Origin of the sequence: Corynebacterium appendicis CIP 107643 (assembly GCF_030408415.1) — a bacterium.
Taxonomy (GTDB): Bacteria; Actinomycetota; Actinomycetes; order Mycobacteriales; family Mycobacteriaceae; genus Corynebacterium; species Corynebacterium appendicis.
Map to the genome: position 1 here is coordinate 159,636 of NZ_CP046976.1, position 11,630 is coordinate 171,265.

At 65.6% G+C, this 11,630-nt stretch carries 10 protein-coding genes and 1 tRNA gene; 7 read left to right on the top strand and 4 right to left on the bottom strand.

Annotated features, from left to right (window positions below):
• Nucleotides 1-56: 56 nt before the first annotated feature.
• From CAPP_RS00840 to CAPP_RS00850, 3 genes are read left to right on the top strand one after another with little or no spacing between them, the layout of a single operon-like run.
• Nucleotides 57-302, top strand: a complete 246-nt coding sequence (locus CAPP_RS00840; protein WP_268753086.1) for a DUF4244 domain-containing protein — start codon at nucleotides 57-59, stop codon at nucleotides 300-302.
• Between the two features lie 8 nt (nucleotides 303-310).
• The gene (locus CAPP_RS00845) at nucleotides 311-625 is read left to right on the top strand and encodes a hypothetical protein (RefSeq protein WP_076598124.1); all 315 of its coding nucleotides are present in this window, start codon (nucleotides 311-313) and stop codon (nucleotides 623-625) included.
• 38 nt (nucleotides 626-663) lie between these two features.
• The gene (locus CAPP_RS00850; RefSeq protein WP_076598339.1) at nucleotides 664-1,038 is read left to right on the top strand and encodes an Rv3654c family TadE-like protein; all 375 of its coding nucleotides are present in this window, start codon (nucleotides 664-666) and stop codon (nucleotides 1,036-1,038) included.
• Between the two features lie 231 nt (nucleotides 1,039-1,269).
• Here CAPP_RS00850 and CAPP_RS00855 read toward each other — a convergent pair whose 3' ends face one another.
• Entirely contained in the window at nucleotides 1,270-3,636 is a 2,367-nt protein-coding gene (locus CAPP_RS00855; protein WP_076598123.1) for a DEAD/DEAH box helicase, read from the bottom strand.
• A 167-nt stretch (nucleotides 3,637-3,803) separates the two neighbouring features.
• Between CAPP_RS00855 and CAPP_RS00860 the strand changes: the two genes are divergently transcribed.
• Nucleotides 3,804-4,007 (top strand): cold-shock protein, encoded by a 204-nt coding sequence (locus tag CAPP_RS00860; protein ID WP_076598122.1) that lies wholly within the window; start codon nucleotides 3,804-3,806, stop codon nucleotides 4,005-4,007.
• An 86-nt stretch (nucleotides 4,008-4,093) separates the two neighbouring features.
• On the opposite strand, the gene CAPP_RS00865 is transcribed toward CAPP_RS00860, so the two are convergent.
• Nucleotides 4,094-4,684, bottom strand: a complete 591-nt coding sequence (locus CAPP_RS00865) for a DedA family protein (protein WP_076598338.1) — start codon at nucleotides 4,682-4,684, stop codon at nucleotides 4,094-4,096.
• 259 nt (nucleotides 4,685-4,943) lie between these two features.
• Here CAPP_RS00865 and topA point away from each other — a divergent pair, with 259 nt between their 5' ends.
• Complete coding sequence (gene topA, locus CAPP_RS00870) at nucleotides 4,944-7,892, top strand: type I DNA topoisomerase (protein WP_076598121.1); 2,949 nt, start codon at nucleotides 4,944-4,946, stop codon at nucleotides 7,890-7,892.
• Nucleotides 7,893-8,062: 170 nt separating this feature from the next.
• Here the strand turns inward: topA and CAPP_RS00875 are convergent, their stop codons facing one another.
• Entirely contained in the window at nucleotides 8,063-9,589 is a 1,527-nt protein-coding gene (locus CAPP_RS00875; protein ID WP_076598120.1) for an adenylate/guanylate cyclase domain-containing protein, read from the bottom strand.
• 87 nt (nucleotides 9,590-9,676) lie between these two features.
• Here CAPP_RS00875 and CAPP_RS00880 point away from each other — a divergent pair, with 87 nt between their 5' ends.
• On the top strand, nucleotides 9,677-10,912 hold the full coding sequence (locus tag CAPP_RS00880; protein WP_268753085.1) for a DNA polymerase III subunit delta': 1,236 nt from the start codon (nucleotides 9,677-9,679) through the stop codon (nucleotides 10,910-10,912).
• 97 nt (nucleotides 10,913-11,009) lie between these two features.
• Nucleotides 11,010-11,085 (top strand) — tRNA-Thr (locus CAPP_RS00885).
• A 36-nt stretch (nucleotides 11,086-11,121) separates the two neighbouring features.
• Here CAPP_RS00885 and CAPP_RS00890 read toward each other — a convergent pair.
• Entirely contained in the window at nucleotides 11,122-11,580 is a 459-nt protein-coding gene (locus CAPP_RS00890; protein WP_076598119.1) for a DUF4442 domain-containing protein, read from the bottom strand.
• Between the last annotated feature and the right edge of the window lie 50 nt (nucleotides 11,581-11,630).

Consider the following 11,630-nt stretch of genomic DNA (forward strand, 5'->3'; position numbering starts at 1 on the left):
CGACCATCCGTCCGACTAACCAACCAACCCAAAACACACACATAAGGAGAACAACAATGACTGCAGCAATCACCAACACCACCGATTCCGTCAACGCATTCCTGACCCGCCTGTACGTCAAAACCGCCGCTCGCGCCGCCGCGCTGCGCAGGGACGACGGGATGAGCACCATCGAGTACGCCATGGGGAGCCTTGCCGCCGCCGCGCTCGCCGCGGTGCTCTACATGGTGATCAACGGCAACGGTGTCGTGGACGCGATCGAGGGGATCATCACCGACGCGCTGTCCAACACGCCGTCGTAAGGAACAGCATGTCACGACGCATTGCGCTTATCGACGACCGCGGCTCCGTCACCATCGAAGCCTCCCTCGCCCTGGCCGTCCTGGTCACGGTGGCGGCGGCGATCGTGGCGGGAATGGCGACACTGGGGGCATATATCTCGGCGGTGGACATCGCCGGTGCCGCCGCCCGGTCGCACGCGATCGGGGTGCCGTACGACCCACCCCGCGACGGTGTGACCGTGACCGTCACCGAGGAAGCGGGGGTCGTGCGGGTGACCGCGCAGGTTCCCGCGCCCGTGCGCGCGATGAGTGCCACCGCCGCGTTCCCGGTGGAGGCGCCGTGACAGCCGCACCGCGTTTCTGGCCCGTCCGGCGTGTCCGGCTGGGTCGGCCAGCCCGGCTCGCCCAGCTAGCCGGCTGCGGGTCCGACCGCGGCTACGCCACTATCGCTTCCGCAGGCATTATCGCGGCGGTGGTGGCGTTGGCCCTGGTCGTCGCGACTGCGGTGAGCAGAACTGCGGACACGCACCGCGCGCAGGTCGCCGCTGATCTCGCCGCGGTCGCCGGGGCGACTGCGCTGCACGCTGGCCAAGGATCTGGCAGCGGCGGCGGGGGCGGCGATGCGTGCGCCGTCGCGCGGGAGACCGCCCGACTCAACGGAGCGGAGCTCGCCGATTGCTCGATCACCGGCACAGACGTCACGGTCACGGCGGAAGTCGGCGGGGCAGAGGCGGCGGCGAAGGCGGGACCGATCTAGACAAAACCGGGGCCAGCCTAAGAAACCTACCGGGGAAGGAACTCGGCAGCCACGAATCATTGGCTATGAACGAGTGGTCATCGATTGTTGGTCATGAATCGAGAGGGTGCCTCCTCGTTTTGCGGTCCCGTCAGATTCCACCTTGTTCATGCGGACTAGTTGATGCTCACGCGGAGAACCCCGGGGCTTAGCCGGGTGACGCGCTGGCCTCCCCTTCACTGCGGGCGAGCTTTACTGGTCTTCGCTTGCTGTCATTGTCACCAGCGCGCCGAGAAGCTTCAGCGCTCCCGCCTTGTCCAGGGGCTGGTTGCCGTTGCCGCACTTCGGGGACTGCACGCACGACGGGCAGCCAGTTGCGCACCCGCAGGATTTCACGGCCTCGTAGGTGGCGAAAATCCACTGGTGGAAGCGGGCGAAGCCTTCGTCGGCGAAGCCAGCGCCGCCGGGGTGGCCGTCGTAGACGAAGACGGTCGGCTGCATTGTGTCGGGGTGCAGGGCGGTGGACACGCCGCCGATATCCCACCGGTCGCAGGTGGCCAGCAGGGGAAGTAGGCCGATGGCGGCGTGCTCGGCGGCGTGCAGCGTGCCGGGGATATCACCGGCAGCCACCCCGATCTTGTCCAGGACTAGCGGATCAATGGTGTACGCGACAGCGCGGGTGAGCAGTTTCTGCTCGGGGAGGTCGAGGGGGATGTGTTCGGAGGTGGTGCCATCGGCAAGCTTGACGACGTAGCCTGTGACGCGGTCCGTGACCTCGACGTCGACGCTGGCCACCCACAAACCGGGCGAGGGATTGTGGCGCGCGTGTGCCTCGCCGATGACGCGGATGTCGGTCGTCGAGCGCGCCATAGTGCTGTAATCGGGGACTTCGGGGTGGGCGAGCGCGACGTAGTTGTCCAGGTCGAGCTCGTCGATGATGAAGTATTCGCCCTGGTGGATGTACACGGCGCCGTCGTGGACCTGGGAAGCGGCGCGCGCGGAGTCGACGGTGCCCAAAAGGCGGCCGTCGGTGGCGTCGACGATCATGACCTGCTCGCCGGCACCGCCACGCAGCGACACCGCACCGTGGGCGGTCTCCGGAGACAGTTCGCCTTCAAGCTGAGGGACAGCGAACCAGCCGCGGGCACGCTTGCGCAGCAGGCCGCGGTCTTCCAGCTCAGCGACGACGTTCTGCGCGCCGAATGCCTCCACGTCTGCGTGCGTGAGCGGTTTCTCCACGGCAGCGCAGTAGACGTGGCCGCGCAGAATGTACGGGTTGGACGGGTTGAACACGCTGTTTTCCACCGGCTTGTCCAGCAGGGCCTCGGGGTGGTGGACGAGGTAGGTGTCCATGGGTTCGTCGCGGGCAACCATTACGACCAGCGACGACTGGCCGCGGCGTCCCGCTCGTCCGGCCTGCTGCTTGAAAGAGGCGACGGTTCCCGGAAAGCCCGCCATGACCACGGCGTCGAGCCCGCCGACGTCGATGCCGAGCTCCAGAGCATTCGTGGTGGCCATGCCGAGCAGGTCGCCGTTGTCCAGGGCGCGTTCGAGCGCCCGGCGGTCTTCGGCGAGGTAGCCGGCGCGGTAGGAAGCGATGCGGCGGGCGAAATCGGCGCGGCCCGCCGCGACGAGGTCTTCTGCCGCGCGCATGGCCACGGTCTCGCTGGCGCGCCGCGACCGCACGAATGTCAAGGTCCGCGCACCAGCGGCGACGAGGGACGCCATCATCGCACCCGCCTCAGTGGTGGCGGCGCGGCGGACGGGGGCGCCGTTCTCGCCCTCGGCGCCCTCGATGAAGCCGGGCTCCCAGAGCGCGTAGGTGCGCTCGCCCGTCGGCGCCCCGTCGTCGGTGACTGCGTCGACATCCCGCCCGCACAGCCGCGACGCGTGCGCACCCGGATCGGAGGCGGTCGCCGATGCGAAGATGAAGGTGGGGTGCGCTCCGTAGGCGCGGGCAAGGCGGTCGAGGCGGCGCAGCACCAGCGCCACATTCGCGCCGAACACCCCGCGGTAGGTGTGGCATTCGTCCACCACCACGAATTTCAGGTGACGGAAAAAGCGGGCCCACCGCACGTGCGAGGACAAGATGCCCGCGTGCAGCATGTCGGGGTTGGTGAATGCGAAGCGGGTGGTCTCCCGGATCGTCGACCGGGCCTCAGTGGGGGTGTCGCCGTCATAGGGGGCGGCGTTCACACCTTTCGGCCCGCTCAAACGGGGGTGGCCCTTGGTCAGGGAGCTCACAGTCAGCAGCTGGTCGGAGCCCAGCGCCTTCGTCGGGGTGATGTACAGCGCGCACGCCGTTGGGTCCGCGGCGAGCCTGCTCAGCACGGGCAGCTGGTAGCCGAGCGACTTACCCGATGACGTCCCTGTCGCCACCACCACATCGCGGCCCTCCCATGCCAGGTCCGCACATTGGCGCTGGTGGGAGTAGAGATCGGAGATGCCGGTGCCGATAAGCGTGCTTTTAAGGTCGGGATCGACCCACTCCGGCCACGGCGCGGTGCGCGAAGGCTGCGCCGGAACGGCCCGCACGTGGGTGAGGTTCGCGGCGGGAAGCGCACGCGTGAGGCCGTCGATAAGCTCGTCGGCGAAGCCCCCGAATCCGCTGTACGCCATGCGATCTCCTTGAAGCCGAAAACACGTCCGACGTAAAAGACTAAAGCATGGCAAAATAGCAGTGGTCGCAGATTTTGTGTGCGCCTTTCACGGGGTGCTCGCGAGTTTTGCAAGCACGACCGCGAACAACCGGCGGCACGCCGGAAAACACGAAAGGTTTTATCACAATGGCTACTGGAACAGTGAAGTGGTTCAACGCCGAAAAGGGCTTCGGCTTCATCGCCCCGGACGACGGGTCTGCAGACGTGTTCGTCCACTACTCAGAGATTCAGGGCAGTGGCTTCCGCACCCTCGAGGAGAACCAGCAGGTCGAATTTGAGATCGGCGAGGGCAGCAAGGGCCCGCAGGCACAGCAGGTCCGCGCGCTTTAAGCTTATCGACGACGAAGCTCACCCCGGCCCCGCGCCGGGGTTTCGTTATGCCGCGGCCCGCCCCCCGTTGTGTCGAGGTGGCCGCGCTAAATAGCGGACATGCCGCGGCGCACGTCGTTCCACTCCGCCACATTGGACTGCAGCTTTTGGATGCCCAGGCCCACCAATGAGCCCAAGGTCACGCCGACGAGCATGGCCAGAATCGGGTAGTCGGACATGATGGCGCCGCCGAGGTATCCGACGCCGACGCCGACGGTGACCCACAGCAGGACGCCGATGGTGTCGTAAATGAAGAACAGGAACCAGTTGTAGCGCACCGAGCCCAGCACGATCGTGGCCACCCAGCGCGCCCACGGCAAAAAGCGGGCGACGATGATGGTCACCCCCGCGCGCTTGTTCTGGTTCTCGCGCACCCACTCGATGGCCTTGCCGGCCCGGGACTCGGGGTCGAGCTGGTTGACCACCCGTATCAGGCGGCTGCCCAGCATGAAGCACAGGTTGTCGCCGATGATCGCGCCAATCGTCGCGGCCGCGAAAATCCACCGCACATCCGGCACACCCTGTGAACCGGAGAATGCGCCCGCCAAATTCAAGACAGTCTCGGACGGCAGCAGCGGGCACAGCGCATCCAAGGTGATGACCAGGCTCAGAAGCGGATAAAACAACGGGGTAGTCATGAGCTGCTCCAAGAACCCGACCAGCGAGTCGACTACGTCAGTCACAGCTTTCCGTCCTTCCTTTTCCGCCTCGGCGCATCCGGTGTGCCGGAGATGCGGCCTCTTGCGAAAGTGTAGTGGGGCGGGAGGGGTTGGGGGTGGGCGGTGTTAACGTCGATAAGCGAAAAGAGCTACCCCTGCGTTTACACGCAGCCGCGAAATTAGTGGTAGTTGTCTTTTAGAGAATCGTTGACGCGAATTATTTAAGGAGTCACGCGGCGTGGCTGAGCAGAACGGACAGGGCAAGACCCTGGTCATTGTGGAGTCGCAGACGAAGGCGAAGAAGATCCAGAAGTATCTGGGCGACGCCTATTTCGTCGAGGCGTCTGTGGGCCACATCCGCGATCTTCCCGGCCGCGCGGCGGACATTCCCGCGAAGTACAAGAAGGAACCGTGGGCGAAGCTCGGCGTCAACCCCGAGGCTGAGTTCGAACCGATTTACGTGGTCAGCCAGGACAAAAAGAAGAAGGTTACAGACCTGCGCGCGAAGCTGAAGCAGTCCGACAAGCTGCTGCTCGCGACAGACCCCGACCGCGAGGGCGAGGCGATCGCGTGGCACCTGCTCGAGGTGCTCAAGCCGAAGGTGCCGGTTGAGCGCATGGTGTTCAACGAGATCACCGAATCCGCGATCAAGGAAGCCGCGGAGAATACCCGCGAGCTGGACATGGACCTCGTCGATGCGCAGGAAACGCGTCGCATCCTCGACCGCCTCTACGGCTACGAGGTGTCGCCCGTGCTGTGGAAGAAGGTCATGCCGCGCCTGTCCGCCGGCCGCGTCCAGTCCGTGGCCACGCGCGTCATCGTCGAGCGCGAGCGCGAGCGCATGGCGTTCATCCCCGCGGAATACTGGGACCTCACCGCAAAGCTCGCCCGCGATTCCGAGACCTTCGACGCCAAGCTCACGCTTATCGACGGCTCCCGCATCGCCCAAGGCAAAGACTTCGACGACCGCGGAAAACTCAAAAACGACGAGCTCGTGGTGGTCGACGAGCAGGACGCCCGCGCCCTTGCCGACGCTCTGACCGGCCAAGACATGACGGTGACTAATGTGGTGTCCAAGCCGTACACCCGCCGGCCGTACCCGCCCTTTATGACCTCGACGCTGCAGCAGGCAGCCGGCGCGAAGCTGCACTTCACGTCCGCCCGCACCATGCGTATTGCGCAGCGCCTGTACGAAAACGGCCACATCACCTACATGCGTACGGACTCGACCTCGTTGTCCAAGCAGGGCGTTGCTGCAGCACGAGCTGCAGCAACGGAACTATATGGTGCCAACTACGTCGCCGACCAGCCGCGCCGCTACGACCGCAAGGTGAAGAACTCCCAGGAGGCGCACGAGGCTATTCGCCCCGCCGGCGAGCGCTTCGCCACCCCCGGCGAGCTCGCCCGTTCCCTCGACGCCGAGGAATTCAAGCTCTACGAACTCATCTGGCAGCGCACCGTGGCCTCCCAGATGGAGGACGCCCGCGGCACGTCCGTCACCGCGACCATCTCTGGCACCGCGACGACTGGCGAGAACGTCGAGCTGTCGGCCTCCGGCCGCACCATCACGTTCCCGGGCTGGCTGCGCGCCTACTCGGACACCCAGGACAAGAACGAGAAATACCTGCCGCAGCTGTCCGAGGGCGATGCCCTTGCCGCCCGCGACGTCACCGCCGACGGCCACTCCACCAACCCGCCAGCCCGCTACACCGAGGCCAGCTTGGTGAAGAAGATGGAAGAACTGGGCATCGGACGCCCGTCGACGTACGCGTCGATCATCAAGACCATCCAGGACCGCGGCTACGTCGCCCCGCGCGGCAACGCGCTCGTGCCCACCTGGGTCGCATTCTCCGTCGTCGGGCTCATGGAGCAGAACTTCGACGCCCTCGTCGACTACGAATTCACGTCGTCGATGGAGGACGAGCTCGACGAGATCGCCCGCGGCACAGAGAACCGCACCCAGTGGCTCACAGGCTTCTACTTCGGCGACGCCGACGCCGACGAGTCCACCGCCGAGGCCATCGCGCGCCGCGGCGGGTTGAAGTCGATCATCGAGAACAACCTTGAGGCCATCGACGCCCGCCGCGTGAACTCCCTCGAGCTCTTCCGCGACGACGAGGACCGCCCGGTCTACGTCCGCGTCGGCCGCTACGGCCCGTACCTGGAGCGCCAGGTCGGCGTGACCGATGAGGGCGAGCCCGAGTACCAGCGCGCCAACCTGCCCGAGTCCACCACCCCGGACGAGGTGACCAAGGAGATGGCGGAGAAGCTCTTTGCCACTCCGCCGACCGGTCGAGAGCTCGGCGCTAACCCGAAGACCGGCCGCACCGTCGTGGCCAAGGAGGGCCGCTACGGCCCGTACGTCACCGAGCTCGTGCGCGACGACGAGCGCGCCACCGCCGAGGCCCGCGCCGAGGAGATCATCGCCACCGAGCGCGCCGAAGAGGACGCCCAGCGCAAGGCTGAGGGCAAGCGCGCCAAGAACTGGGAGACTAAGACCGCGGCCAACCAGAAGACGAAGCGGATCGAGCAGCTTGTCGACGAGCAACTCAAGCCCGCCACCGCCTCTCTCTTCTCCTCAATGGAGCCCTCCTCGGTGACCCTGGACGAGGCCCTGCAGCTTCTTTCCCTGCCGCGCGAGGTCGGTGAAGACCCCGCCGACGGCGAGATGATCACCGCCCAGAACGGCCGCTACGGCCCGTACTTGAAGAAGGGTTCCGACTCCCGTTCCCTGGCGAATGAGGAGCAGATCTTCTCCATCACGCTCGACGAGGCCCGCCGCATTTACGCCGAACCGAAGCGCCGCGGCCGCGCCGCCGCGAAGCCGCCGCTGAAGATGCTCGGCGATAACGATGTCTCCGGCAAGCCCATGACCGTCAAGGACGGCCGCTTCGGCCCGTACGTCACCGACGGCGAGACCAACGCGTCCCTCCAGCGCGGTGACACCCCGGAGACGATGACCGACCAGCGCGCAAACGAGCTGCTCTCAGCCCGCCGCGCCCGTGAAGCCGAGGAAGGCACCGGCGCCGCGAAGAAGACCACCAAGAAGCGGACGACCAAGAAATCTGCGAAGAAGTCGGCTAAGGAGACGGCGAAGAAAACTGCCAAAAAGTCAGCCAAGAAGACGGCCAAGAAGCCGCCGCAGACCACCAAGCGCGTGGTCAAGGCCGGCTCCCGCCGCAAGTAGGCCCGCTCCCTCGGGTTGGCCGGCGGGGTCGTTCGCGCCACCCTTTTACAGGGCCACTAGATGCGTATGAATTTCGGATCCCAGGCGCAACACTCGTAACATTTCACCTGGGGTTTTGTAATGGGGCTGCAAACGCATCTAGTGGCGGCTGGCGGGCGCAGGGCGCGGATTCAGTATTTGTCCGCCATCGTCGGCCGGACGGGGCGGGCCAGTTGCGTCATCTTGTTGCGGCCGCGCAGCTCGATCGACTTCATCACGGTCCAGCGGGCCTGCTCGATCTCGTTGGCACCCTTGAGCGTCGACAGATTGGTGAGGACGCGGCCGGGGGAGTCCTTTGCCAGCTCAGTCAGGCGCGCGGCGGTGTTCACGGCGTCGCCGATGACGGTGTATTCGAACCGGTCTTGGCCGCCGATGTGCCCGGCGACGACGTGGCCGGAGGCGACACCGATGCCGGCTTCGAGCTCCAAGCCATCAAGCTCCTGGCGCAACTCGCGCGCGGCCGCGAGCGCGTGCGAGGAGGAGTCGTTGACGGCCAGCGGCGCGCCGAACACGGCGAGCGCGGCGTCGCCCTCGAATTTATTGATCACGCCCTTGTTGCGGTGCACGACATCCACGACGATCTCGAAGAACTCGTTGAGTGCGTCGACGACCTCCTCCGGCGTGTGGTTCACCGCGAAATTGGTCGACCCGATGACGTCGACGAACACGACAGCCACCTTGCGGTCCTCGCCGCCGAGTTCGGGTTTCTCCTCGAGCGCTTTCTGGGCGACTTCGCTGCCGACGTACTGGCCGAAGATGTCTCGGACGCGCTGGCGCTCATTGAGGCCGCGAATCATTTCGTTGAAACCGGCTTGGAGGACACCGATTTCAGAAGCGTCGTAAATATCCACCTGGGTGTCGGTCTCGCCGCGGCGGACCCGGTTGATGGCCTCTTGAAGTTCCTTGATGGGGTCGACGACGCTCATCGTGGCAAAGGCGGTACCGGCCATTCCGGTGACGACCGCTGTGACGGCGAGAGCGGACACCGACGGCATGAGCTCGCCGGGGGTGTCGCCGAAGAAGCCGTTGCTCTGCGCGGCCAGCAGAAACAGAATGCCGATGAGCGGCACGCCCGAGGTCATGAACCACGTCATGTACAAACGCTGCTTGATGGGCGGCTCGAGAGTGGTGTCCGCGAAGCGCCGCGCCAGGGTGTTCGCGGCGATGGGACGCACGAGGCGCTCGGCCTGCACGTAGGTGAGAACGCAGGTGACAAGGCCCGCCATCAGCGTAGACACGGCCACCACGAGCGCGAGGCTCCCGGTCGTCTGTGACGCCGCGGCGGTGGCGATGATGATGCCGATGAACCAGATGATGCCCACCACAAGCGTCTGCAGCACTGGGATGCGCAGCACGAGATTGCGGACGACGTACGGGTCGAAGTCGTCGGGGCGCCGCTGGTACAACAGCACCGGCCGGAAGAGCCAGTAGGACACGAGCCCGCCGACGATCACCGCGAAGATGAGGTACAGGATGCCCACGGGCGCGAACCCCGCGGCCACCTCGCCGAGCTGCCGGGCCTCCGGCATCGGGATGAGGTAGCGAACGAAGGCCATGATCGCTATCGCGGCGGCGACGTTTGTGAAGAGCAGGACAGACGCGTACAGCGGCCATGGGGTGCCCATGAGCCAGCGGAAACCACGCCAAAACTTGTTCACGTCCACACACTTTACGTGGCACTGTGTCGCCGTAGTCCTAATACCGCCAAGCATCGCCGCAGAAGCCGCCGAAGTAGGCTAGTGTGCGTGACTGCCTCGACGACTTCGACTTCTCTGCCGGCGCCGCGCAGCGTGTCCGAGCGGCTCGCCGATATCCCGACGGTCCGCGACACCATCATGTCCGCGGCCGCTGCCGCACGCGGTGTGGACGGGTCGGATGCGCACGCGATGACGCACTCGTGGCTGTTCACTGGGCCGCCGGGTGCAGGACGCTCGACGTCGGCGCTTGCCTTCGCCGCGGCGCTCATGTGCACCGACCCTGACGAGATCGGATGCGGGCGCTGCGAGGCATGCCGCGATGCGCTGTCGGGTTCCCACACCGACGTCGTCCACATCGTTCCGCAGGAGCTGGGCATCAAGGTAGACACGGTGCGCGGGATCATTCAGCAAGCTGCGCGGTTGCCGTCGGTGGGCAAGTGGCGGGTCGTGGTCATCGACGACGCAGACCGCTTCTCGACGGCTGCCGCCGACGCCTTCCTCAAGACCGTCGAAGAGCCCCCCGAGTCTACCGTGATCATCATGTGCGCCCCGTCCACGGATCCGGAGGATTTCTCGACCACGCTGAGGTCGAGGTGCAGGCATGTGTATGTGCCGGCGCCGTCGACAAGCGAAATTGTGCGCCTTTTGATGAGCGAGGAAGGTGCCTCCGAAGCTGATGCGCGTCTAGCGGCCGCGACGTCGCTGCACCATGTCGGGCGTGCGCGGCGGCTGGTGCGCAGCGAGGCAGCGCAGCGCAGGCGCGCGAGCGCGATCAACCTCGCCGAGCTCGTCTTCCACGGCGATCAGGCATTTCAGGCTGTCGCCGCGCTGGTGAAATCCGCCGACGCCGAAGCGAAAGACGCCCACGCCGAAGCCGACGAAGCGGAGCGAGAGAAACTCGAGAACGCTCTCGGCATGGGCGCGAAAGGCAAAGGCGCGGCGCGTGCTCTGAAGGGTGCGTCCGGGTCGCTGAAGGAGCTCGAAGCCAAACAGAAAGCCCGCGGCACGCGCAGGCTCCGCGACGTCCTCGACCTCACTCTTGTTGACCTCGCCGGCATCTACCGCGACGCCATGGTCCTCGGCGCCGAGAGCGGACTTGAACTCGTTCACCCTGACTACGAAGGGCTGTCCAGCGAGATCGCCGGCCGCGTCGACCTGGCGGGGCTCACCGAATGCCTCGACGCCATCGCGCAGTGCCGCGAGCGCCTCGACCAGTCCGTGCTGCCCGTCATCGCGTTCAACGGCATGCTCGGCCGCATCCGCAAGGCCTGCCGCGCGAGCTGACCGTAACCGTACTCCTAGCAGCGGTTTTTGTGGCGGCGCGCTCGTCGATTAAGCTATCCCCTCGGAACAAGTCGCGGATGCGCGCGCCCTGATCCGCGCCGCCTTAGCTCAGTCGGTAGAGCATCTCACTCGTAATGAGAAGGTCGCGAGTTCGATTCTCGCAGGCGGCTCCATCAAATCCCCAGCTAGAACAGTGTTTTAGCTGGGGATCATTTCTTTTGGTTCCGGCGATAGTACACTTGGCGGCGCACGTGCGCAACGGCGTCGCCTTCCTCGTCGACAATGTCCACGTCGAACCAGTGGAGGTACTTGTCGCCGTTGGCTGTCTTTTCTTTGATCAGCTCGTAGGTCTCATCCGGGATGCGCATGTCGGCGGTGAGTGTGCCGCGGCCGGGCTTCACAAACTGGATTTCGCCGGCGGTGTCCCAGATCTTGTAGTCCTTGCCCAACCGGTGCATGGAGGCGAGCATGAAGAACGGGTCGGTCATGGCGGACATGGTGCCGCCGAAGGCGACGCCCATGGCGTTCTTGGTCAGCATGTTCGGCTTGTGGGTGACCACGACGCGGGTGCCGTCGTCGGTGAATTCCTTGATTTTCACGCCGGCTCCGAGAAGTGGGGGCCAGAACTGCATGAAATTCTTCAGCTGTCGTGCGGAGAAGTGGGCCACGGTTGGGTGCTCCTATGCGTATCGGGGAAGTGTGGTCTAGTTCACGAACT

Coding starts and splice junctions, on each gene's coding strand:
- CAPP_RS00860 (WP_076598122.1), top strand. CDS start 3,804: ATGGCTACTGGAACAGTGAAGTGGTTCAACGCCGAAAAGGGCTTCGGC.
- CAPP_RS00840 (WP_268753086.1), top strand. CDS start 57: ATGACTGCAGCAATCACCAACACCACCGATTCCGTCAACGCATTCCTG.
- CAPP_RS00845 (WP_076598124.1), top strand. CDS start 311: ATGTCACGACGCATTGCGCTTATCGACGACCGCGGCTCCGTCACCATC.
- CAPP_RS00865 (WP_076598338.1), bottom strand. CDS start 4,684: ATGACTACCCCGTTGTTTTATCCGCTTCTGAGCCTGGTCATCACCTTG.
- CAPP_RS00855 (WP_076598123.1), bottom strand. CDS start 3,636: ATGGCGTACAGCGGATTCGGGGGCTTCGCCGACGAGCTTATCGACGGC.